This is a genomic window from Streptomyces sp. KM273126 (genome assembly GCF_004337435.2).
In the GTDB taxonomy this organism is placed as follows: Bacteria; Actinomycetota; Actinomycetes; order Streptomycetales; family Streptomycetaceae; genus Streptomyces; species Streptomyces acidicola.
Genome location: NZ_SJXB02000002.1, coordinates 730,615 through 752,673, shown reverse-complemented (window position 1 = coordinate 752,673; position 22,059 = coordinate 730,615). Strand labels below are relative to the sequence as shown.

Annotated in this window: 20 protein-coding genes; 10 read left to right on the top strand and 10 right to left on the bottom strand. The window is 70.0% G+C overall.

The features are described from left to right. Positions 1 to 169: 169 nt before the first annotated feature. The 4 genes from E0500_RS33925 to E0500_RS33910 are packed head-to-tail and all read right to left on the bottom strand — an operon-like array spanning position 170 to position 3,836. Positions 170 to 1,261, bottom strand: a complete 1,092-nt coding sequence (locus E0500_RS33925) for an amidohydrolase family protein (RefSeq protein WP_131571943.1) — start codon at positions 1,259 to 1,261, stop codon at positions 170 to 172. An 18-nt stretch (positions 1,262 to 1,279) separates the two neighbouring features. Then, positions 1,280 to 2,110 (bottom strand): amino acid ABC transporter ATP-binding protein, encoded by an 831-nt coding sequence (locus tag E0500_RS33920; protein ID WP_131571944.1) that lies wholly within the window; start codon positions 2,108 to 2,110, stop codon positions 1,280 to 1,282. Beyond that, a complete protein-coding gene (locus E0500_RS33915; RefSeq protein WP_131571945.1) occupies positions 2,107 to 2,970 on the bottom strand; it encodes an amino acid ABC transporter permease in 864 nt (287 codons plus the stop codon). Before E0500_RS33915 ends, E0500_RS33920 begins: the two co-directional genes overlap by 4 nt. Beyond that, positions 2,967 to 3,836, bottom strand: a complete 870-nt coding sequence (locus E0500_RS33910) for a transporter substrate-binding domain-containing protein (RefSeq protein WP_131571946.1) — start codon at positions 3,834 to 3,836, stop codon at positions 2,967 to 2,969. The genes E0500_RS33915 and E0500_RS33910 overlap by 4 nt, the downstream gene beginning before the upstream one ends. Before the next feature lie 190 nt (positions 3,837 to 4,026). Between E0500_RS33910 and E0500_RS33905 the strand changes: the two genes are divergently transcribed. From E0500_RS33905 to thpD, 6 genes are all read left to right on the top strand, one after another. After that, on the top strand, positions 4,027 to 5,130 hold the full coding sequence (locus E0500_RS33905) for an aminotransferase class V-fold PLP-dependent enzyme (RefSeq protein WP_131571947.1): 1,104 nt from the start codon (positions 4,027 to 4,029) through the stop codon (positions 5,128 to 5,130). 337 nt (positions 5,131 to 5,467) lie between these two features. Then, complete coding sequence (locus tag E0500_RS33900; RefSeq protein WP_258573709.1) at positions 5,468 to 6,001, top strand: DinB family protein; 534 nt, start codon at positions 5,468 to 5,470, stop codon at positions 5,999 to 6,001. Between the two features lie 412 nt (positions 6,002 to 6,413). Continuing rightward, positions 6,414 to 6,974 carry a diaminobutyrate acetyltransferase gene (ectA, locus tag E0500_RS33895; protein ID WP_131569237.1) on the top strand — a complete coding sequence of 187 codons (561 nt, stop codon included), beginning with the start codon at positions 6,414 to 6,416 and terminating at the stop codon, positions 6,972 to 6,974. Between the two features lie 76 nt (positions 6,975 to 7,050). Next, the gene (ectB, locus tag E0500_RS33890; RefSeq protein WP_131569239.1) at positions 7,051 to 8,322 is read left to right on the top strand and encodes a diaminobutyrate--2-oxoglutarate transaminase; all 1,272 of its coding nucleotides are present in this window, start codon (positions 7,051 to 7,053) and stop codon (positions 8,320 to 8,322) included. Between the two features lie 62 nt (positions 8,323 to 8,384). Continuing rightward, a complete protein-coding gene (locus E0500_RS33885) occupies positions 8,385 to 8,783 on the top strand; it encodes an ectoine synthase (RefSeq protein WP_131569240.1) in 399 nt (132 codons plus the stop codon). Positions 8,784 to 8,789: 6 nt separating this feature from the next. Then, positions 8,790 to 9,695, top strand: a complete 906-nt coding sequence (thpD, locus tag E0500_RS33880; RefSeq protein WP_131569242.1) for an ectoine hydroxylase — start codon at positions 8,790 to 8,792, stop codon at positions 9,693 to 9,695. Positions 9,696 to 10,009: 314 nt separating this feature from the next. Here the strand turns inward: thpD and E0500_RS33875 are convergent, their stop codons facing one another. The 4 genes from E0500_RS33875 to E0500_RS33860 form a co-directional block, all read right to left on the bottom strand. After that, entirely contained in the window at positions 10,010 to 11,059 is a 1,050-nt protein-coding gene (locus tag E0500_RS33875; RefSeq protein ID WP_131569244.1) for an aminotransferase class V-fold PLP-dependent enzyme, read from the bottom strand. A gap of 217 nt (positions 11,060 to 11,276) precedes the next feature. Then, on the bottom strand, positions 11,277 to 12,011 hold the full coding sequence (locus tag E0500_RS33870) for a DsbA family oxidoreductase (RefSeq protein ID WP_131569246.1): 735 nt from the start codon (positions 12,009 to 12,011) through the stop codon (positions 11,277 to 11,279). A gap of 157 nt (positions 12,012 to 12,168) precedes the next feature. Further along, positions 12,169 to 12,777: a DUF1349 domain-containing protein gene (locus E0500_RS33865; protein WP_131569248.1), complete on the bottom strand. Its 609-nt coding sequence runs from the start codon at positions 12,775 to 12,777 to the stop codon at positions 12,169 to 12,171. Positions 12,778 to 12,866: 89 nt separating this feature from the next. Beyond that, positions 12,867 to 14,396 (bottom strand): aldehyde dehydrogenase (NADP(+)), encoded by a 1,530-nt coding sequence (locus E0500_RS33860; RefSeq protein ID WP_131569250.1) that lies wholly within the window; start codon positions 14,394 to 14,396, stop codon positions 12,867 to 12,869. Between the two features lie 166 nt (positions 14,397 to 14,562). Between E0500_RS33860 and E0500_RS33855 the strand changes: the two genes are divergently transcribed. Further along, positions 14,563 to 15,336, top strand: coding sequence for an IclR family transcriptional regulator (locus E0500_RS33855; protein ID WP_131569252.1), 774 nt, complete (start codon positions 14,563 to 14,565; stop codon positions 15,334 to 15,336). Between the two features lie 6 nt (positions 15,337 to 15,342). Here the strand turns inward: E0500_RS33855 and E0500_RS33850 are convergent, their stop codons facing one another. Then, positions 15,343 to 17,016 (bottom strand): hypothetical protein, encoded by a 1,674-nt coding sequence (locus E0500_RS33850; RefSeq protein WP_258573707.1) that lies wholly within the window; start codon positions 17,014 to 17,016, stop codon positions 15,343 to 15,345. A gap of 343 nt (positions 17,017 to 17,359) precedes the next feature. Between E0500_RS33850 and E0500_RS33845 the strand changes: the two genes are divergently transcribed. Next, positions 17,360 to 18,814: a penicillin-binding protein 2 gene (locus E0500_RS33845; RefSeq protein WP_131569254.1), complete on the top strand. Its 1,455-nt coding sequence runs from the start codon at positions 17,360 to 17,362 to the stop codon at positions 18,812 to 18,814. 103 nt (positions 18,815 to 18,917) lie between these two features. Here E0500_RS33845 and E0500_RS33840 read toward each other — a convergent pair whose 3' ends face one another. Then, on the bottom strand, positions 18,918 to 20,369 hold the full coding sequence (locus E0500_RS33840; RefSeq protein ID WP_131569256.1) for an NCS2 family permease: 1,452 nt from the start codon (positions 20,367 to 20,369) through the stop codon (positions 18,918 to 18,920). A 206-nt stretch (positions 20,370 to 20,575) separates the two neighbouring features. Between E0500_RS33840 and E0500_RS33835 the strand changes: the two genes are divergently transcribed. Further along, the gene (locus E0500_RS33835) at positions 20,576 to 21,136 is read left to right on the top strand and encodes a SigE family RNA polymerase sigma factor (protein ID WP_131569258.1); all 561 of its coding nucleotides are present in this window, start codon (positions 20,576 to 20,578) and stop codon (positions 21,134 to 21,136) included. Then, positions 21,133 to 22,005 (top strand): hypothetical protein, encoded by an 873-nt coding sequence (locus E0500_RS33830; RefSeq protein WP_181587321.1) that lies wholly within the window; start codon positions 21,133 to 21,135, stop codon positions 22,003 to 22,005. Before E0500_RS33835 ends, E0500_RS33830 begins: the two co-directional genes overlap by 4 nt. Positions 22,006 to 22,059 lie beyond the last annotated feature (54 nt).

Genomic DNA, 22,059 nt, shown 5'->3' with positions numbered 1-22,059 from the left:
ATCGCGGACGGAGAGTCAACCGTCAGCAATCTGACGGGAGTTCACCCCTACGTGACTTTTCCGTGCACATCTTCGAATCCCGTGACACGCACGTTCTCCACAGTCACTCGCCCACCGCTCCCCCGACGTCACGTTCCGTCGCACTCCGGCGACGGAGCCGAGCCGGATGTCAGCCGACGACCCTGCCGTTCAGTACTACCCGTCGCGGCGCCGCCAACACCCGTACGTCGGCACGCGGATCCCCGTCGTAGACCACCAGGTCCGCGGGCGCCCCCTCGTCCAGCCCCGGCCGCCCGAGCCAGCTCCTGGCGCCCCACGCCGTCGCCGACAGAGCCTGGACCGGCGGGATGCCCGCGGTCACCAGCTCGGCGACCTCCGCTGCCACCAGCCCGTGGGCGAGCGAGCCCCCGGCGTCCGTGCCGACGTACACCGGGATCCCTGCGTCGTACGCGGAGCGCACGGTGTCGTAGCGGCGTTCGTGCAGCCGTCGCATGTGCGCCGACCAGCGCGGGTACCTCCCCTCACCGCCCTCGGCGAGGCTCGGGAACGTCGCGATGTTGACGAGTGTGGGGACGATGGCGACGCCGCGGGAGGCGAAGAGCGGGATCAGGTCCTCCGTGAGGCCCGTCGCGTGCTCGATGCAGTCGATGCCCGACTCGACCAGGTCCCGCAGGGAGTCCTTCGCGAAGCAGTGGGCCGTGACGCGGGCGCCCAGACGGTGGGCCTCGCCGATCGCCGCCTCGACGGCCTCCCGGGGCCAGCAGGCGGACAGGTCGCCCAGGTCCCGGTCGATCCAGTCGCCCACGAGCTTGACCCAGCCGTCACCGCGCAGGGCCTCCTTGGCAACGTAGGCGACCAGCTCGTCCGGCTCGATCTCGTGCGCGAAGTTGCGGATGTAGCGGCGTGTACGTGCGATGTGACGGCCCGCCCGGATGATCTTGGGGAGGTCGTCGCGGTCGTCGATCCAGCGGGTGTCCGACGGCGAGCCCGCGTCCCGGATCAGCAGGGTGCCCGCGTCGCGGTCGGTGAGGGCCTGCTTCTCGGAGATGTCCTCGGGGACGGGGCCGCGGGTGTCGAGCCCGACGTGGCAGTGCGCGTCGACGAGGCCGGGCAGCGCCCAGCCCTCGACCGTACGGACGTCACGGGCGCCGGCGGGACGGTCGTACGAGATCCTCCCGTCGACGACCCAGAGCTCGTCCCGGACGTCGTCGGGCCCGACGAGCACCCGCCCCTTCACGTGCAGCACCGCGCCATCGCTCATGTACTGCACCCTAATGAGCTAGCGGCCCGCCTTGTCCATCCGCTCCGGTGTCTCCCCCACCTCGGCCGTCGCGGGATCCAGCAGGCGGGAGAGGAAGTGCCGGGTTCGCTCGTGGCGCGGGGCGCCGATGACCTGTGCCGGGGCGCCCTGCTCGACGATCACTCCGCCGTCCATGAAGACGACCCGGTCGGCGACCTCCCGCGCGAAGGTCATCTCGTGGGTGACGACCATCATCGTCATGCCGTCGTTCGCGAGCATGCGCATGACGGCCAGGACATCGCCCACCAGCTCCGGGTCGAGCGCCGACGTCGGTTCGTCGAACAGCATCACCTCGGGGCCCATGGCGAGCGCGCGGGCGATGGCGACGCGCTGCTGCTGGCCGCCGGAGAGGGAGGAGGGGTAGGCGGTCGCCTTCTCGGCCAGCCCCACCCGCTGAAGGTTCTCCGCGGCCACCCGCGCCGCCTCCGCCTTGTCGCGCTTCAGCACCCGGCGCTGCGGCAGGGTGAGGTTCTCGGTCACGGTCAGGTGCGGGAACAGGTTGAACTGCTGGAAGACCATGCCGATACGGCGGCGTACGGCGTCGATGTCCACATCCGGGTCGGTGACCTCGGTACCGCCGACGAAGACCTGGCCCCGGGTGGGTTCTTCGAGCAGGTTCACGCAGCGGAGCAGGGTCGACTTGCCGGAGCCGGACGGGCCGATGACGCAGACGACCTCGCCCTGCCGGATCTCCAGGTCGATGCCGCGCAGCACCTCGTTGTCGCCGAACGACTTGTGCAGGTCGCGCACCCGGATCTCGGGGGCGCCCGCGGTCGTCTCCGTGTTCGCCGTCTCCGTGTTCGCAGTCATCGGGTGGCCTCCCCCGCCTTGGCCTCAAGGCGTCGTACGACGAAGCCGAGCGGCACCGTCACCAGCAGATAGCACAGGCCCGCGACCAGGATCGGCGTGGAGTTCGCGGTCTGGCTGGCCAGGTCGCGGCCGAACTTCGCCAGCTCGCGCTCCTCCAGCGTGACACCGAGGAACAGCACCAGTGAGGAGTCCTTGAACAGGAGCACCAACTCGTTCGTCAACGGGGGGATAACGATCCGGAAGGCCTGCGGGATGATGATCGAGACCATGGCCCGCGCATGCGAGAAGCCCAGCGAACGGGCCGCCTCCATCTGCCCCTTGGGCACGGCCTGGATGCCCGCGCGGATCGTCTCCGCCATGTAAGCCGCCGCCACCAGGCCGAGCCCGAGAGCGACCTTGCCGTACGTGCCGCCGGGGATCTCCGTGCCCGGGAAGGCGAGCGGTACGGCCACGCCGACGAAGATGAAGATCAGCAGGGCGGGCAGCCCCCGGAAGATCTCGATGTAGATCCCGGCGACCCAGCGGTACGGGCCCACGGACGACAGCCGCATCAGCGCGACGACCATGCCGAGCACGAGGCCGAAGACGAAGCCGGACACCGTGTAGAGCACGGTGTTCTTCAGCGCGAGCGTGATGATGTCCGGGAACATCTGCCCGGCCAGGTCGGACTGCGCGAACTGGTTGCGCAGCCCGCCCCAGTCGGCCGTGACCGCGACCGCGGCCACGGCGGCGACGAAGACGACGTACTGGAGGCCACGGGAGGCGGCCCGCTTCTGCCGCCGGGTCAGCCCGCGCCTGCGAGGCTGGAGCTGTGCCCCAGCCGTCGTCTCCGTCGCCTTCTTCGTCTCCGTCTCACTCATGAGGCGGACGGTGACGCGGAGGCCGCGTTCGCGGTGTTCGCGGCGTTCTCGTCGTACGGGCCGATCCACTGCTCGTACAGCTTCTTGTACGTGCCGTCGGTCTTCGCCGCTCCCAGCGCCTTGTTGACGGCGTCGAGGAGCTTGGTGTTGCCCTTCTTGACCGTGAAGCCGTACTGCTCACCGGTGTTGATGTTGTCGGCGACCTCGAAGGCGCCGGCGTTGGCCTTGTCCTTCAGCCAGCCCTGGACGACGGGGTAGTCGATGACGACGGCCTGGACCTGGCCGGTGCGCAGCCCGTTCAGGACGGCGTCGGAGGACTCGAAGGAGACGGGGTCGAGCCCCTTGTTCCTGACGTAGTCCTCGCCGGTGGTCTGTGCCTGGGCTCCGAGCTTCTTGCCCTTGAGGTCGTCGAAGGAGCCGATGCCGCTCTTCTTGTCGACCAGGACGGCCTGCGTGGCCTCGAAGTACGGGTCGGAGAAGTCGACGTTCTTCTTGCGCTCCTCGGTGATCGTCATGCCGGCGGCGGCGAGGTCGCACTGGCCGGAGTTGAGGAACGCGCCCGTCTTGAAGTTCTCGAAGGGCGTGTCGAGGATCTCCTGCTTCACGCCCAGGTCCTCGGCGACGAGGTCGATCAGCGCGACGTCGAAGCCCTGCACCTTGCCGTCGATCTCCGACTGGAACGGCGGGTACGGCAGGTGGGTGCAGGTGGTGAGCTGACCGGCCTTGGCCAGGGTGACCCCGCCGGCGGCGGTCTGCTTGCCGCTGTCGCCGTCGTCGTCCGAGGAGCAGCCGGCGACGAACAGCAGTCCGGCCGTCGCGGTGGTGGCGGCCAGGATGCGGGTCCGGCGTCCGAGGACCGTGTTCACGGGGACCTCCTGTGAGGAAACGAATTGTTCTGATCATAAGGAAGGCTTGGAGGCTCCCAAATCATTCCCATGGTCATCGAGCCGCACCACCTGTGACTTATCGGCACAGCCGACGCGGTTACGCTCGAACACGATCCGCATGCACATGCGGACCACGCCATGCCTACCCCTGAGCGAGGAGAGCACCCCCGTGACGCACCCATTTCTTGATCTGGCCCCGATGAGCGCGGCGCGCTTCGCCGCGATCGAGGACCGGGTGGCACGGCTGCTGGCCACCGAGCAGGACGTGGTGATCACACAGGGCGAGGCGCTGCTGCCGCTGGAGGGCGCGATCCGTGGCGCCGCCGGTCCCGGCACGACCGCCCTGAACGTGATCACCGGCCCCTACGGGCAGACCTTCGGGAACTGGTTGCGGGACTGCGGGGCGACCGTGATCGACCTCGCGGTGCCCTTCCACACGGCGGTCACCGCCGACCAGATCCGTGCCGCCTTCGCCGAGCATCCGTCGATCGACTTCGTGTCGCTGGTGCACGCGGAGGCGGCGACCGGGAACACCAATCCGGTGGCCGAGATCGGTGCGGTGGTCCGGGAGCACGGTGCGCTCTTCTACCTGGACGCGGTCGCCTCGATCGGGGCGGAGCCGGTGTTGCCGGACGCGTGGGGTGTGGACCTGTGCGTGATCGGAGCGCAGAAGGCGATGGGCGGGCCGGCGGGTGTGTCGGCGATCTCGGTGAGTGAGCGGGCGTGGGCGCGGATGGCGGCGAACCCGGGGGCGCCGCGTCGCTCGTACCTCTCCCTGCTGGACTGGAAGGACCGGTGGATCGACGGCGGGCGTCGCACCCTGCTCCACGCCCCGGCCCAGTTGGAGATGCTCGCGCTGGAGGCGTGTGTGGAGCGGATCGAGGCGGAGGGACTGGCCGTGGTGATGCGCCGGCACGCGTCCGCGGCGGCGGCCACTCGGGCGGGGACGGTCGCGCTGGGCGGGGGGCTGGAGCCGTATGTGTACGCGGACGGGGATGCGGCTCCGGTGGCCACGACGTTGCGGGTGCCCGCGGGGGTCGACGCGTCCGAGGTGGTCGCGGGGGCGTTGGCGGTCGATCCGTCCGTGCCGCTGGCCGCCGGTGGCGGTGACCTCGCGAAGGAGATGATCCGGGTGAACCACTACGGTCCGGATGCCGCCGCGGGGGTTGTCCGGGCCGGCCTTGCCGCGTTGGGGAGCGCGCTGAGGGAGACGGGCGTCCCGGTGGACGTGGAGGCGGCCCTGGGGGCGGTGGCGGAGGCGTGGGAGGCGTAGCCGGACCGACAGGTCGTTTCCTCGCCCCCGCCGCCCCTACCCGTCCCATCCCCGGGGCTCCGCCCCTTCGACCCCGTTCGGGGGCCGGCCCCCGCGCCCCGCTCCTCAAACGCCGGAGGGGCTGGATTGTGCGGGTGGGGCTGGGGTTTTCAGCCCGTCCTGCGTTTGAGGACGAGGCCGTTCAGGCCCGTGCGGGGGTCTGGGGGGCAGCCCCCAGGGGAGGGATGGGAACGGGTAGGGGCGGCAGGGGCGAGAAAACTGCCCCCACGGACACCCGTCGGCCCGGACGGCCCTGCCATCCCCCACCCCACCAGCCCCTTCTGCCATGCTCCCCGGCATGAACACCAACACCAGCGACATACCCCAGACACTCCCCGACGGCCGCCCCATCCCCCTTCTGACCGGTGACGAGCGGCCCATGCTGGAGAGTTGGCTCGCCTTTCACCGGGCCACGCTGGCGCTGAAGTGCACGGGACTGGACGACGCCCAGTTAAGGACGGCATCGGCCGAGCCCTCGGAGCTCACGCTGCTGGGACTCGTACAGCACCTCGCCGAGGTGGAACGCAACTGGTTCCAGCGAGCACTGACCGGCCACGACGTACCCCACCTGTTCGGGCCGACCGGCTACGAGCTCGCCCCGGAGCGCGGCATCGACGAGGCGCTCGCGGTGTGGCACGAGGAGGTGGCGCGCAGTGAGGAACTGTGCGCGGGACGCTCCCTCGACGACACGGGGCGGATCGCGGACGGTCCGATGGACGGCCTGGAGGTCAGCCTCCGCTGGATCCTGATCCACATGATCGAGGAGTACGCGCGCCACAACGGCCACGCGGACATCGTCCGCGAGCGCATCGACGGAGTCACGGGGGCCTGATCCCCCGCTCACCGCCCCCGGCGCCCGGGGACACCAGCGACCCGGGCGCCTCCAGCACACCCTGTATCCCGTCCATCAGGGCGGGATACAGGAAATTCACACGCACCGTTCACTGAAATGCGATAATCCAATTCAGCACAGCTTCCCGTATTCTTCTGCCCGCTTTTCCGGTGCCTAAACGCAAAGATTCCGCGAACGTCAACCGGTGCAATTCGCGCAGATCTCGTGAGGGTTACGCCATTGTGACCGACCCCACAGCGCGCCCCATTCCTCCCCTAATATCCGGCCAAAACATCACCTTTTGACGCCTTCTCGCGCGGCCGCACACGCCCGCGCGGTAACACATGAGGGCCGCATCCGTAACCCCGACCAGCGATGCAATTTCAAGTTTCGCTCGGTAAATTCAATTCGCATGACTGCCGCACAAGCAGACCTACCGAACCTGTCGGAACTGCCCGCGGAATTCCTGGAAATGCCGGAGGGGCTGCGGATCGACCGTCCCGACGCGGCGGACGGCGCCGCGCTCTGGCGCCTCGCCCGGGACTCCCGCACCCTCGACCTGAACTCCTCGTACAGCTACCTGCTGTGGTGCCGTGACTTCGCCGACACCTCCGCGGTGGCGCGGGACACGAAGGACGGACGGCCGGTCGGCTTCGTCACCGGATACCTCAGGCCCGAGCGCCCGGACACCCTCCTCGTCTGGCAGGTGGCCGTCGACGCCGCCCAGCGGGGTCGCGGGGTCGCCGCCGCGCTGCTGGACGGGCTGACGGTCCAGGTCGCCGGGCAGCACCGGCTGACCACCGTCGAGACCACCATCACCCCGGGCAACACCGCTTCGGAGCGCCTGTTCGCCTCGTACGCCGCCCGCCACGGAGCGAGCGTCGAGCGCGACGTCCTGTTCGAGGCGGGGGAGTTCCCGGACGGCTCGCACGAGCCGGAGGTCCTCCACCGCATCGGCCCGCTGTCCGTGTGATCCATCGCCCCGCACCGCCCGTCTTCCCCACCCCCACATCGTCCGTCTCCCCCCACGCACCGAGGAGCGAATCGCCGTGACCATCACCCAGCCCGACCTGAGTGTCTTCGAGACCCTGGAGTCGGAGGTGCGCAGCTACTGCCGCGGCTGGCCCACTGTCTTCGACCGCGCCCAGGGCAGCCGTATGTACGACGAGGACGGCCACGCGTACCTGGACTTCTTCGCCGGTGCCGGATCACTCAACTACGGCCACAACAACCCCGTACTGAAACGGGCGTTGATCGACTACCTGGAGCGCGACGGCGTCACCCACGGGCTCGACATGTCGACAACCGCCAAACGCGCCTTCCTGGAGGCCTTCCAGAACCTGGTGCTGCGGCCGCGCGACCTGCCTTACAAGGTCATGTTCCCGGGCCCGACCGGTACCAACGCCGTGGAGTCCGCCCTGAAACTGGCGCGGAAGGTGAAGGGCCGGGAGGCCATCGTCTCCTTCACCAACGCCTTCCACGGGATGTCCCTCGGCTCGCTCGCCGTGACCGGCAACGCCTTCAAGCGGGCCGGCGCCGGGATTCCGCTGGTGCACGGCACGCCCATGCCGTTCGACAACTACTTCGACGGCCAGGTCCCGGACTTCCTCTGGTTCGAGCGGCTCCTGGAGGACCAGGGCTCCGGGCTCAACAAACCCGCCGCCGTGATCGTCGAGACCGTGCAGGGCGAGGGCGGCATCAATGTGGCCCGCCCGGAGTGGCTGCGGGCGCTGAAGGACCTGTGCCACCGCCAGGACATGCTGTTGATCGTCGACGACATCCAGATGGGCTGCGGGCGGACCGGTGCCTTCTTCTCGTTCGAGGAGGCGGGCATCACACCGGACATCGTCACCGTGTCCAAGTCGATCAGCGGGTACGGGCTGCCCATGTCGCTGTGCCTGTTCAAGCCGGAGCTCGACATCTGGGAGCCGGGCGAGCACAACGGCACCTTCCGCGGCAACAACCCGGCGTTCGTGACGGCCGCCGCGACCCTGGAGACGTACTGGGCCGACGGCTCCGCCATGGAGAAGCAGACCTGTGCGCGTGGCGAGCAGGTCGAGCAGGCGCTGGTCTCCATCGCCGAGGAGAACCTCACCGACGTCAAGGAGTACCGCGGTCGCGGGCTGGTGTGGGGCATCGAGTTCCACGACAAGGATCGCGCGGACCGGGTCGCCAAGCGCGCCTTCGAACTCGGGCTGCTCATCGAGACGTCAGGCCCGGAGAGCGAGGTCGTCAAGCTGCTCCCCGCGCTCACCATCACGCCCGACGAGCTGGACGAGGGTCTGCGCACCCTGGCCCGCGCCGTACGCGAAACCGCCTGAACCACATCCGCGCAGCAACCACCCACCACCCCACCACCACACCGAGGAGGCGTCACAGCACCGTGATCGTCCGTTCTTTCAAAGAGCTCGAAGGCACCGACCGGCACGTCAGAGCGGCGTCCGGTACGTGGGAGAGCAAGCGCATCGTCCTGGCCAAGGAGAAGGTCGGCTTCTCGCTGCACGAGACAGTCCTGTACGCGGGTACGGAGACGTCCATGTGGTACGCGAACCACATCGAGGCCGTCGTGTGCGTCGAGGGCGAGGCCGAGCTCACCGACGACGAGACCGGGCAGAAGTACACGATCACGCCCGGAACCATGTACCTCCTCGACGGGCACGAGCGGCACACGATGCGGATCAAGCAGGACTTCCGCTGCATCTGTGTCTTCAATCCCCCCGTGACCGGACGGGAGGACCATGACGAGAACGGCGTCTACCCGCTGCTGACCGAGGAGGCCTGACTGACCATGACCACCACGCCCACGCCCACCGCCGTCCCCGACCTCTACCCCAGCCGGGGTGCCACCGAGGTGTCCGTGCCGCGCCAGGACCCGGTCGTCTGGAGCGCACCCGGCACGCCCGGCCCGATCGCGAGCGCCGACCTCCAGGCGTTCGAGCGTGACGGATTCCTGGCCATCGAAGAGCTCATCGGCGAGGACGAGGTCGCCCTCTACCACGCCGAGCTGGAGCGGCTCGTGACCGATCCGGAGATCCGTGCCGACGAACGCTCGATCGTCGAGCCGAAGTCGAAGGAGATCCGGTCCGTCTTCGAGGTGCACCGGATCAGTGAGGTGTTCGCGAACCTCGTGCGCGACGAGCGCGTCGTCGGGCGGGCGCGGCAGATCCTCGGCTCGGACGTGTACGTCCACCAGTCACGGATCAACGTCAAGCCGGGCTTCGGGGCCAGCGGCTTCTACTGGCACTCCGACTTCGAGACCTGGCACGCCGAGGACGGTCTGCCGAACATGCGCACGGTGTCCGTCTCGATCGCGCTGACCGAGAACCACGACACCAACGGCGGCCTCATGATCATGCCGAGGTCGCACCGCACGTTCCTCGGGTGTGCGGGGGCCACACCGCAGGACAACTACAAGAAGTCGCTCCAGATGCAGGACGCGGGCACCCCGTCCGACGAGGCGCTGACCGCCATGGCCGGTGAGTACGGCATCAAGCTGTTCACGGGCAAGGCCGGTTCGGCGACCTGGTTCGACTGCAACTGCATGCACGGCTCCGGCGACAACATCACACCGTTCCCGCGCAGCAACGTGTTCATCGTGTTCAACAGCGTGGAGAACACGGCGGTCGAGCCGTTCGCGGCACCGGTGCGCCGGCCGGAGTTCATCGGGGCAAGGGACTTCACCCCGGTGAAGTGACCCACGGAGTACGGCTGAACGGGCCCGGCGCCTCCACCTGAGGTGCCGGGCCCGGCCACGTCGGTGAGACGGTCGCAGCCGGGGCGGTCACAGCCAGGACAGCGCCACCACCGTCTCCAGCAGGTTCCGTACGGCGCCCTCGTCGCCCGGACGAGTTCGGCCTGGACCGGCTCGTCCCCGGAGCCCAGGACCCACTAGGCTCCGGGCTCCGCCCCGGCCATCGCGAGCAGGACCGGGGGCGCAGGGAGCCACGGCGCGCGTCGCAGGCGAACACCAGCCGCCGACGCAGTTCCGCATCGGCGGGGACGCTCAAGTCAGCCGGACAGGACGTCGAGAAGCCGGTCGACGTCGGCGGGCGTGTTGTACAGGTGGAAGGCCGCCCTCAAGTTGCCCGCCCGGTCGGAGACCTCGACTCCGGCGCGGCTCAAATGCGCCTGCCGGTGGCCGAGTCCGGGCACGGAGACGATGGGTGAGCCGGGCGCGGGGACGGGGGCGTGGCCCAGCGTGCGGAGTCCCGTGAGGAAGCGTTCGGCCAGGGCGAGGTCGTGCTTCCTGATGTTCTCCACGCCCAGTTCCTCGATGAGTTCGAGTGAGGTCCGCGTGCCCGCGTAGGAGAACAGTGCGGGGCTCTCGTCGAACCGGCGGGCGGAGTGGGCGAGTTCCTCGACGGGGCCGTAGCAGCTGTCCCAGGGGTGCTCTCCCGCGACCCAGCCGGCGAAGAAGGGGGTGAGTCCGCCGAGGTCCTCCGGGACGACCAGGAAGGCCGCGCCGCGCGGGCAGACGAGCCACTTGAAGGCGACGGCGGCGACGTAGTCGTAGGCGTCCGCGTCGAGGGGCAGCCACCCGGCCGCCTGGGAGGCGTCGACGTATGTGCGCGCGCCATGGGTGCGGGCGGCCTCGCGGATCGCGTCCAGGTCGGCGATGCGGCCGTCGGCGGACTGGGCGGCGCTGACCGCGACGAGCGCGGTACCGGCGCGCACCGACTCGGCGATCCCCTCCAGCGGGACCGTGCGCACCTTCAGGTCCCGGCGCAAGTGGAAGGGGTTCACCACGGAGGCGAAGTCGGCCTCGGCGGTGAGGACCTCGGCGCCCTCGGGCAGCGCGGCGGCGATCAGACCGCTGTACACGGCGACGGAGGCGCCGGCCGCGACCCGGCGACCGGGAACCCCGAGCAGCCGGGCGAAACAGGCGCGGGCCGCCTCCACGTCCGCGAACATGTCCGTGGGCCTGCCGACGGCCGCGGACTCCACGGCGACCCGCATGGCGTCCACCGTCCGGGCCGGCAGCAGCCCGGTGCTCGCGGTGTTCAGGTATGTGTTCTTCGGGGCGAACTCGGCTTTGACGAGGCTCTCGAAGGTCTCCATGGGTCCACTCTGAGGCCGTCGGTTCTCACCGTCCATCGAGATGTTTTGTCCGGTTCCTCGAAGAGATGCTTATGCATGACCCGTGACCTGGACTGTCGCGCCCCGAAAGGGGCGCGGGGCTGTATCGGACATGCGGCTCCGCCGCGTGGGCGCGACCAGCCACGGACAACCCGCAGCCCGCAGACGAACTCACCCCGACGGCGCTACCCGCAAACCCTCACCTCGCCGGAGGCACGTCGCACCCGTCCGGCCCGCAGGCCTCCGCCGAGGCTGAAGCCTCCTGGGCGGACTGGACGAGCCGGAGCGGTGGCCTGTCGCCCCACGCCTGGGTCAGGGCCCGGGTGAAGACCTCGGCGGGCTGGGCGCCCGACACGCCGTACTTGCGGTCGAGGACGAAGAAGGGCACGCCGTTCGCGCCGAGCTCTGCGGCCTCGCGCTCGTCGGCGCGCACCTCGTCGGCGTACGCCTGCGGATCGGCGAGGACCTTGCGGGCGTCGTCCGCGTCGAGGCCGGCCTCGACGGCGAGCTCGACGAGGTACGTGTCGGCGTCGGCGAAGACGGACCGCTCGTCGGCGAAGTTCGCGCGGTACAGGATCTGGATCAGCGCGTCCTGCCTGCCCTGCTCCTTGGCGAGGTGGAGGAGGCGGTGCAGGTCGAAGGTGTTGCCGTGGTCGCGGCCCTCGGCGCGGTACGCCAGGCCCTCGGCGGCGGCCTGGGCGCGCAGGTTCTCCTCCCCTGCCTGCGCCTGCGCCTCGCTCATCCCGTACTTCTGGCTCAGCATCTTCAGGACGGGTTCGGTGTCGCCCTTGGCGCGGTGCGGGTCGAGCTCGAAGGAGCGGTGCTCCACCTCGACCTGGTCGCGGTGCGGGAAGGCGTCGAGCGCCTTCTCGAAGCGGGCCTTGCCCACGTAGCACCAGGGGCAGGCGATGTCGCTCCAGATCTCGACGCGCATGGTGGTGGCTCTCTCCAGGTCGGGGGGTCATGGGGGCGAAAGACGGCTCCGTCCCCTGGCTCTCACTGGGTGAACCTTCAAGCAGCCCGGTTCATTCCTTCCCGCACCGCGGTCCATCGCACGGGCCCACGCTCCTCAGCTGCCGTCGCGCAGCCCGTCAGCTGCCGTCGCGCAGTCCGTCCGGCCAGGCGTCGCGGTACTCGATGTGGTCGAACGTGACCACGCACCCCTCACCCACCGGTGACTGGGTCATGAAGCCGACGAGCGCAGCCGACGCCGGTTCCTCGTCGCCGAGGGTGAACAGCCGGACGAAGGTCCACTTCTTGCCGTCGCGGGAGGCATGGAAGGCGAAGGCCCGGCCGGTGCGGCTGACCCGGAGCCAGACCGAACTGCCCTCCACGGTGAAGGAGTTGGCGTCGTCCGAGTGGCCGCGGGTGACGACCGTGCAGACCGTGGGCACGTCCGGCGAGTACTCCAGGCACAGCTTCGCCCAGGCCCGCGGGCCCACATGGACGTAGAGGGCGCCCGCGTCGAAGGAGGCCGCGAAGCCCACCGTGACGCGGGCGATCAGCTGGAAGTCCCCCTCCGGAGCGCCCAGCAGCCGCGGCGCGTCCGACACGGGGTCCAGTGAGTCACCCGTGGGCGGCACGAACCGGTCTTCCCGCGCCCCTGCCCACCCGCTGAGCACACCGTCCTCGTGGGACCAGTGCCCATCGGGACCATAGGTACGCAGGGGGAAGGAGAGTTCGGGAATCTTCACGTCCATTGGGAGAGTGTCCCAGGTCCCACAGCCGGGTGTGGTACCGCGCCCCGCTCGGGGGCGCGGGAAACCACGCGTTCTCCGGGGTGCGGGGACTACCTCTCCAGCCGCCCGTTGAAGCGCCGCGGCAGGCCCAGCGGATTGTCGTCGCGGAGCTCGGCGGGCAGCAGGGCCGCGGGGGCTCCCTGATACGCGACCGGCCGCAGCCACCGCTCGATGGCGGTCCCGCCCACGGACGTGGACGTCGAGGTCGTGGCGGGGTACGGCCCTCCGTGGTGCTGGGCCGGAGCGACGGCCACTCCCGTCGGCCAGCCGTTCACGAGCACACGTCCCGCGAGCGGCGTCAGCTCGGCGAGGATCTCGGCGCCCCGGCCCTCGCCCGCGGCCTCCTCGGCCGACAGGTGCACGGTCGCCGTGAGGTTGCCCGGCAGGCGCGAGAGCACCGCGTTCGCCTCGGACTCGTCCTCGTAGCGCACCACGACGGTGAGCGGCCCGAAGCACTCCTCCAGGAGCAGATCGTGCTCGCCCTCGGCCGCCAGCCTGCTCGCGGCGACGGTCAGGAAGCCCGGGCTCACCGTGTGCTCGCCGCCCGCACCCGCGGTGACCGGCGACTCCACGTCGGGCAGCTCTGCACGCTCGGCGACACCGGCGATGAAGTTGTCCCGCATGCGGTGGTCCAGCAGCACCCCGGCGTCGACGTCGCTCACCGCGTCGGTCAGCGACTTGAGGAGCCGGTCACCGGCCGCACCGGTCGGCGCCAGCACCAGGCCCGGCTTCACGCAGAACTGGCCCACACCCAGCGTCATCGAGCCCGCGAGCCCGGCCCCGATGGCCTCGGCGCGCTCGGTGGCCGCGGCCTCCGTGATCAGCACGGGGTTGAGGGAGCCCAGCTCACCGTGGAACGGGATCGGCACCGGACGCGCGGCCGCCGCGTCGAAGAGGGCACGGCCGCCCCGCACGGAACCGGTGAAGCCGGCCGCCGTGACCAGCGGATGCCTGACCAGCTCGACGCCCGCCTCGAAGCCGTGCACGAGACCGACGACACCCGCGGGGATGTCGTGCTCGGCGGCGGCCCGGCGCAGCGCGGCCGCGACCAGCTCGGACAGCGCCGGGTGGTCGGGGTGGGCCTTGACGACGACGGGGCAGCCCGCGGCCAGCGCGCTCGCCGTGTCGCCGCCCGCGACCGAGAAGGCGAACGGGAAGTTCGAGGCGGAGTAGACGGCCACGACGCCCAGCGGCACCTTGTAGCGGCGCAGGTCCGGGATCGGCGGGGTCGCGGTGTCGTCGGGGTGGTTGATCACCACGTCGAGGAAGGCGCCCTCGTCGACGATGTCCGCGAAGGCCCGCAGCTGGTAGCAGGTGCGGGCGAGCTCACCGGTGAGCCGGACCGGGCCGAGCGCGCTCTCCGCGTCGGCGGCCTCGACGAGGTGCTCCTTGGCGGCCTCGAGCTGGTCGGCGGCGGAGCGCAGGAACGCGGCGCGGACGGTACGGTCGGCGAGGGCGCCGCGCGCGGCGTGGGCGGCGCGGACGGCTTCGTCGACCTCCTGGGCCGTGGCCTCCACCGCAACCTGTTCACGCTGCTTCCCGGTTCGGGGGTCGACACTCCAGACTGGTGCTGCTGCCACCGCGGGTCCCTCCACATTGAATGGCGCTGTTGAATGCCGTTTGATCTGCCGCAGTTGTTACGTCACCCACCAGGGACGTTCGATATGCTGAACGCCGTCTCTGATGATGAATATGCTGTCGGAGACTATATCTTCAGCTTCTCGTCGAACGAAGGGGTCAAGGGCGATGTCGGCAGGCGAGACTGGCGGCGGGGCACAGGTCAAGTCCGCCGTACGCACCGTGGAACTGCTGGAGTACTTCGCCGGCCGCCCCGGCATGCACTCCCTGGCAGCCGTGCAGGAAGCGGTGGGCTACCCCAAGTCCAGCCTCTACATGCTGCTCCGCACGCTCGTCGACCTCGGCTGGGTCGAGACGGACGCGACGGACACGCGGTACGGCATCGGGGTGCGCGCGCTGCTGGTCGGCACCTCGTACATCGACGGCGACGAGGTGGTGGCCGTGGCCCGCCCGACGCTGGACCGCCTCTCGGACGACACGACGGAGACGATCCACCTGGCGCGCCTCGACGGCACGAACGTCGTCTACCTCGCGACCCGCCAGTCCCAGCACTATCTGCGCCCCTTCACACGCGTGGGCCGCCGTCTGCCCGCCCACTCGACCTCGCTCGGCAAGGCCCTGCTCGCCACGTACACGGACGAGCAGGTCCGCAAGATGCTCGCGGAGACCCTCCCCGCGCTGACCGAGCACACGATCACCGACCGCGAGAAGCTCATCGAGGAGCTCCACCAGGTCCGCGAGCAGGGCTTCGCCGTGGACCGCGAGGAGAACACGCTGGGGCTGCGCTGCTTCGGCGTCGCGATCCCGTACCGCACGCCCGCCCGCGACGCCATCAGCTGCTCGGTGCCGGTGGCCCGCCTCACCCCGGCCCACGAGCAGATGGTGAAGGACGCCCTGTTCGACGCCCGCGACCGGCTGACACTGGCGACGCGCAGGCTCTGACCGTTCCTAGTGTTGTGGGCCAGTGTTGGCCGAATCAACGTATTCCGGGCCAGGTGTGTGGTGTCTGGCGCCGGGTGCACCCCGAACGGTCCTGGGTGCGGGGAACAGCACGAGCTGGTCACTTCGGCTCCAGCAGGTCTTGCCGCCCTCGGGGAGCGTGCCTGTGGTCCTGGGTGGGCTCGCGTTCCCACGCGCTCTCGGGACGGATGCGGTCTGGCCGGTAGCTCTCCGCTGTGCGATCCTCCGGTCGCAAGCGGTCACACCTGGCCGACGCCGGATCCGATGCCCGAGAGCGCGTCTGCCGATCGCCACCGCGGCCGCGTGATGCCGGGTGACAGTGGTCTTCGATTGATCGTCGAGGGGCCTTCGCCAGTGGGCGTCTCCCCAGCGGGAGGTGTAGGCCGGATCGACAGCGACCACGACCAGCCCCTGGTGGTATGCCATGCCGCGCAGCCGCTCCCTGAACCTCGCGGTCGGGATGCCGGCCACCGTACGGCGGAAGGCCTTGCCGCGCCGGCCGCGTCCCATCGTCTCCCGGCCCGTGTGCCGGGCGTCGGTGAAGCCCAGGTTCTCGATCACGATCCCGGCACAGCCGTGGGCCTTGGCCAGCCCGATCAGCGAGGTGACTGCGGCCCGCAGTCTTCCGTCCCGCCGGGTCGCGTCGCCGGTCAGCTCCAGTGGCACTGTGAGGGGGTCGCCGACGGGGTTGCCGTGCGGGTCGAGGACGTACGCTGCGAGGTGGTCGGCGTTCAGGTCGACCGCGAGCATGCGCCTGCCTGCCGCCCTGATCTCCTCCGGCGCGGGCAGCACGGTCTTCGGCGCCGACCAGGAGGCGTCGAGGTACCAGCGGTCACGTACGGGGTCGTGCACGATGTCGTAGCGGACGGCCTGGTGCGCGGTGACGCGGTCCAGCCACTCCTCCCTGCGATGGTGGAAAGCGACCGTGCACGAGAGCCGGTAGCGGCCACGTGGTGCGTTCGCGAGATGCCGGAGCGGTTCGGGCAGCACGATCGTCACGCTGCCGTCCGCCGGATCCACGCTGATGGTGTAGTTCCCGTGCGAGGCACCGGACTCGCCGTCCGCGGTGAGGAACAGCCGGGCCGCATCCCACCGCGTGCGCCAGTCCTCGGCCGTGAGCCGGGCATCGGCCAGGTTGTGCCGCATCTTCACCAGACGGCCACCGCCCACGACCACGGACGGCCGCCCCTGGGCGATGCGTTCCTCAACCACGGCAAGCCGGACTTCAAGTGCCTGGAGGCGGCGCTGCTTCTGGAAGCGTTCGCCCTGATCCCGGTAGCCGCGCACCCGGCCCGTGCGCTGCCCGCACGGCACCGCGAGACGACGGACGATCGTCCCGATGGCGCGCCGCAGTCCGGCACGCTCGTCGTACAGGCAGCGCATGCTCAGCTGGTACTGGTCCTCACTGGCGCGGGTCATCGCCCCCGCCCAGCGCGACGACGACACCGCCGTCAGCTTCCTCTTCCGCCCGGCCCGCCGGTTGTCCCTCACCGGAACCAGGCCGATCGCCACGCGCTCAGCGAGATCCGCCCGCTGATGACGGCCCAGGTGCTGCCCCACCAGGGTGAGGACCTCCTCGTCCGCGACATCGACACGCAGCCGGTCCCGGATCCGCGCACCCGAGGGCGCGGCCACAGTGAACGGGGCCGCGACCGCACGCAACGCACGCTTCCCTGCACGCTGACGCGCCACAGGCCCCCTCTCCCTGGACCGTCACGAACTCAGCTGCCACCACCGATCATGCGTTCCGAGTACGCACAGAATCCCGGTAACCAGCCCCGTTCACCCTGACGAGGGACACACCGACCAGCCATGGCCAACAACCGAACCAGCAGTCGCCAACCCGGCTCGGCGCGGACGAGTGCGTCTCCCCCGTCCGGCGGAGACGGATCGTCGCCGGGCAAGAGGTGCGGCGTAGGCCTACGAGTCGGGCTCTATGAAGGCACCATGAGAAAACCCCCAGAAGGGAACGATTGACCCCATCCTGTTCGTCTTTTCGAGCGCGATGAACAAGACGATCAGGCGGACCGCCGTCTTCACGCTGCTGCTCGTGTTGTCCCTGCTGATCCGGGCGACCTGGGTGCAGTTCTACGAAGGCCGGGCGCTCGCGGACAGCAAGAACAACCGGCGGAACGTGATGCGGCAGTACGCGCAGCCGCTCGGGAACATCATCGTGGCCGGCGACGCGATCACCGGCTCGAAGCGGACCACGGGCAGCGACCTCGCGTACAAGCGCACGTACAAGGACGGCGCGCTGTACGCGGCCGTGACCGGCTACAGCTCGCAGGTGTACGGGGCGACGCAGCTGGAGGGCGTCTACCGGGACCTCCTCGACGGCACGGACACGCAGCTGAAGAACCCGCTGGACGTCATCACCGACGAGCGCGCCGCGCCCGGCGACGTGGTCACGACCATCGACCCGGACGTGCAGCGGGCCGCGTACGAGGCGCTCGGCAACAAGAAGGGCGCGGCCGTCGCCATCGACCCGGCGACCGGGAAGATCCTCGGGGTCGTCTCCACACCGTCGTACGACCCGGGCACGATCAGCGGGACGAACGACGGGGACGCCTGGCGGAAGCTGACCGAGGACGGCGACAAGCCGCTGGTCAACCGTGCGCTCCGGCAGCCCCTGCCGCCGGGGTCCACGTTCAAGCTGGTCGTCGCGGCCGCCGCGCTGGAGGACGGACTGTACTCGTCGGTGGACACGAAGACCGACAGCCCCGACCCGTACACGCTCCCCCTCACGAACCGCGACCTGACGAACGAGAACCCGAACGCCCCTTGTGAGAACGCCTCGATCCGGGTGGCTTTGCAGTACTCGTGCAACAACGTCTTCGCGAAGATGGCCGTCGACCTGGGACAGGACAAGGTCAGGGCGATGGCGGAGAAGTTCGGCTTCAACGACACCGCGCAGGACGTGCCGGTGCGCGCGTACGAGAGCGTGTACCCCTCGGACATGGACAAGGCGCAGACCGCTCTGTCGGGTATCGGCCAGTTCGATGTGACCGCCACCCCGCTCCAGATGGCGATGGTCTCGGCGGCCATGGCCAACGACGGCAAGCTGGTCTCGCCGCACATGGTGTCCCGGACCAGTGACGCCGAGGGCAAGGTGATCGAGGACTACGACAGCAGGGCGGGCACGAAGGAGATCGTCAGCTCCTCCACGGCCGGGCAGCTCCAGTCGGCGATGCAGACCGTGGTGGACCAGGGCACGGGCACCAACGCACGGATCTCCGGGGCCACCGTCGGCGGCAAGACCGGTACGGCCCAGCACGGCGAGAACAACAGCCAGACGCCGTACGCCTGGTTCACCTCGTACGCGAAGTCGGACACGAACGGCAAGGAGGTCGCCGTCGCGGTGATCGTCGAGCAGTCCGACGCGGCCCGCTCCGAGGTCAGCGGCAACGGGCTGGCGGCCCCGGTGGCAAAGGCCGTGATGCAGGCGGCCCTGAAGAACTGAAGCCCAGAAGTGAACCCCCGGCGCACGAAGGCCGTCTGAACAGGCAGACGGGCCGCCCCCTTCCCCCCGGGGGCGGCCCGTCGTCGTCAGGTCGGACCAACGGTCACTTCACGCCGAAGAGCTGCTCGATCGGGTCGATCGCGAAGTACACCAGGAACAGCGCCGAGGTGCCCCACAGCAGCCAGTGCACCTGCCTGGCCTTGCCGAGCACCGTCTTGATCAGGACGTACGCGACGAAGCCCGCGCCGATGCCGTTGGTGATCGAGTAGGTGAACGGCATCACGGCGATCGTCAGGAACGCGGGGATGGCGATCTCGTACTTGTCCCAGTCGATGTGCTTGACCTGGGTCATCATCAGGAACCCGACCGCGACGAGCGCCGGTGCGGCGGCCTGCATCGGGACGATGGTCAGCAGCGGCGTCAGGAACAGCGCACAGGCGAAGAGACCGCCGGTGACCAGGTTGGCGAAGCCGGTGCGCGCTCCCTCGCCGACGCCCGCCGCCGACTCGATGTACGAGGTCGCCGAGGACGAGGACGAGGCACCGCCGGCGACCGCCGCCGCACCGTCGATGAGCAGGACCCGGCCGAGGTTCGGCACCCTGCCCTGCTCGTCGAGGAGTCCGGCCTCGGCGCTGATGCCGACGACCGTGCCCATGGTGTCGAAGAAGTCGGACAGGATGAGGGTGAAGAGCAGCAGCACGACCGTGATGACGGTGGTCTCGCCGAACGCGCCGAACAGGCTGAAGTTCCCGAGCAGCCCGAACTCGGGCGCGGCCACGATGTCGTCGGGGACCTTCGGCGTCGTCAGGCCCCAGCTCTTGATGTCGGCGACCGAGTCGATCACGATCGCGACGACCGTCATGACGAGGATGCTGATCAGGATCGCGCCCCTGACCTTGCGGGCGAGCAGACCGATGGTCAGCAGCACGCCGAGGCAGAAGACGAGGACGGGCCAGCCGGACAGTGCTCCGGTCGCGCCGAGCTGAACCGGGACGGTGGTGTTCGCGACGTCGGGTATACGGCTGACGAACCCGGCGTCGACGAAGCCGATGAAGGCGATGAACAGGCCGATGCCGACGCTGATCGCCTGCTTGAGCGACTGCGGGATGGCGTGCATGACGGCCTCGCGCAGCCCGGTGACCACGAGGACGCAGATGAGCAGGCCTTCGAGGACCACCAGGCCCATCGCGTCGGCCCAGCTCATCAGCGGGGCTATCTGGAAGGCGACGACGGCGTTGAGGCCGAGGCCGGCCGCCAGCGCGAGGGGAAGGTTGCCTCCCACGCCCATGATGATCGTCATCACCGCGGCCACGAGCGCGGTGGCGGTGACGAGTTCGGCGCCGTCGAGCTGGTGCCCGAACTTGTCCTTGGCGCTGCCCAGGATGATGGGATTCAGGACAAGGATGTACGCCATCGTGAAGAAGGTGGCGAAGCCGCCGCGTATCTCCCGGGCGATGGTGGAGCCCCGGGCGGTGATCCTGAAGTAGCGATCGACGCTGTTCGCCCCGGGTGGCGCGGCGTCCGGCCGGTCGGCCACCTGCTGTGCTTCGGACATGGCGGTACTCCTCGTGAGGTGCGTGCGGGATGCGGGGAACGCTGGCTGGATTGTTCCCTCGTTGAACTGGTTTCAGGTTTTCTCCGTGTTACGGATGCAGAGTTCGGCCTGCAAGATGGCCTCCTGCCTGTCAGTCAACTCCTGTCAGCTACATGACACAGACACCCGCCGGGTGCAAGGAGTCGCAGCGAGGGGAGAGGTCGCCCGTGGGCACGGTCGTCGACGACGCAGCCTCTGCGGAGTTCCACGCCTTCTTCGAACGGCACTATGCCGAACTGGCCAGGCTGGCCCATCTGCTGACGGGTGAGGCGGACGCGGCGGACGACCTCGCGGCGGACGCGCTGCTCGCCCTCTGGCACCGCTGGGACCGGGTGCGCGCGGCCGACCATCCGGTGGCGTACGCACGCGGCGTGGTCGCCAATCTGGCCCGTACCCGCATCCGCAGCGCCGTCCGCGAGCGCCGCCGGATCACCCTGTTCTGGTCGCAGCGTGAGGAGAAGACCGAGATTCCCGACGTGCCCGGCATGATCGACGTTCAGGAGGCGCTGCGCCGGCTGCCGTTCCGCAAGCGGGCGTGCGTGGTGCTGCGGCACTCCTTCGACCTCTCGGAGAAGGACACCGCGCTCGCGCTGGGAGTGTCGGTCGGTACGGTGAAGAGCCAGACGTCGAAGGGGATGGCCGAGCTCCAGCGGTTGCTCGGGTCGCAGGACGCACCGCGGCAGATCCACCGGGCGGTGTCCGGGGCCGCCGGCGGAAGGAACCGATGAAAGGGGTGCGGGACGTGCACGAGGAGCTGCGCGCCCGCCTGCGCGAGGCGGGCGAGGCGCACGAGCCCGACCGCGCCCGCATCCTGGCCCGGATCGAGCGCGGTATGGCCGGGGAGGCCCGTCCCGGGCGCCCGGCGCACCCGCCGGCGGCCGGCTGGGCTCGCGTCGTGGGCGCGACGACCGCGGTCGCGGGTCTCCTCGCGGTGGGCGGCTACGCGGTGGCCTCGGCGGTGAAGAGCGACGAGCCGGCGGACCGGACGGTCGCGGTGTCCCCCACCCCGACGCCGTCCCCGGACGCGCCGTCCCCGCCGCCGGTGAGGCCGGACCCGACCCCTCGGCCGAAAAGCCGGACAGGAAGCCGAGTTCCACCCTCACGCACCCTGGCCCCGGAGAACTCCGCCCCGGCCCAGCCGCCCGAGAAGCCGGAAGAGCCGGGGAGGCCGGACAACGAGGACGGTCCCGTCCGGACCGACGGCGCGGTAGACCCCCACAGCAACGACTTCTGGGCGCAGAGCAACCTGACCCTGGGGACCGGCGAGGAACTCACCGCGCTCACCGTCGAGTTGCGCATCGCCCTGACCGAAGGGGTCAACTCCGGCGGCGCCTGGCGCACGCTGCCCGAGCAGGACTTCACGCTGACGGTCGGCGAGGACGACGGCTTCCTCGTCTACCGGTGGGTCCTCAAGGCGGGCCGTACGGTGCCGAAGGGCGAGTTCGTCTTCGCGGGCCAGTACGACCACGCGCGCGGCGGCCGGGACGCGAGCGACGACCGGTACGCGGTGACCGCGACGGCGGACGGCGAACGGTACGCCGTGGGCGGCGACTTCGCCCGCGGCGGCGGCGAGGACACCGCCGCGGGCGACTCGTGACATCAGGCCGGCACCTCCCGACCACGCCCTGACACTCTCCTGACCACGCCCGGA

What these genes read in the sequence shown, in the direction of transcription:
- E0500_RS33845 (WP_131569254.1), top strand. Translation starts at nt 17,360, where the DNA reads ATGAACAAGACGATCAGGCGGACCGCCGTCTTCACGCTGCTGCTCGTG.
- E0500_RS33840 (WP_131569256.1), bottom strand. Translation starts at nt 20,369, where the DNA reads ATGTCCGAAGCACAGCAGGTGGCCGACCGGCCGGACGCCGCGCCACCC.
- E0500_RS33915 (WP_131571945.1), bottom strand. Translation starts at nt 2,970, where the DNA reads ATGAGTGAGACGGAGACGAAGAAGGCGACGGAGACGACGGCTGGGGCA.
- thpD (WP_131569242.1), top strand. Translation starts at nt 8,790, where the DNA reads ATGACCACCACGCCCACGCCCACCGCCGTCCCCGACCTCTACCCCAGC.
- E0500_RS33900 (WP_258573709.1), top strand. Translation starts at nt 5,468, where the DNA reads ATGAACACCAACACCAGCGACATACCCCAGACACTCCCCGACGGCCGC.
- E0500_RS33875 (WP_131569244.1), bottom strand. Translation starts at nt 11,059, where the DNA reads ATGGAGACCTTCGAGAGCCTCGTCAAAGCCGAGTTCGCCCCGAAGAAC.
- ectA (WP_131569237.1), top strand. Translation starts at nt 6,414, where the DNA reads ATGACTGCCGCACAAGCAGACCTACCGAACCTGTCGGAACTGCCCGCG.
- E0500_RS33865 (WP_131569248.1), bottom strand. Translation starts at nt 12,777, where the DNA reads ATGGACGTGAAGATTCCCGAACTCTCCTTCCCCCTGCGTACCTATGGT.
- E0500_RS33925 (WP_131571943.1), bottom strand. Translation starts at nt 1,261, where the DNA reads ATGAGCGATGGCGCGGTGCTGCACGTGAAGGGGCGGGTGCTCGTCGGG.
- E0500_RS33870 (WP_131569246.1), bottom strand. Translation starts at nt 12,011, where the DNA reads ATGCGCGTCGAGATCTGGAGCGACATCGCCTGCCCCTGGTGCTACGTG.
- E0500_RS33855 (WP_131569252.1), top strand. Translation starts at nt 14,563, where the DNA reads ATGTCGGCAGGCGAGACTGGCGGCGGGGCACAGGTCAAGTCCGCCGTA.
- E0500_RS33920 (WP_131571944.1), bottom strand. Translation starts at nt 2,110, where the DNA reads ATGACTGCGAACACGGAGACGGCGAACACGGAGACGACCGCGGGCGCC.
- E0500_RS33830 (WP_181587321.1), top strand. Translation starts at nt 21,133, where the DNA reads ATGAAAGGGGTGCGGGACGTGCACGAGGAGCTGCGCGCCCGCCTGCGC.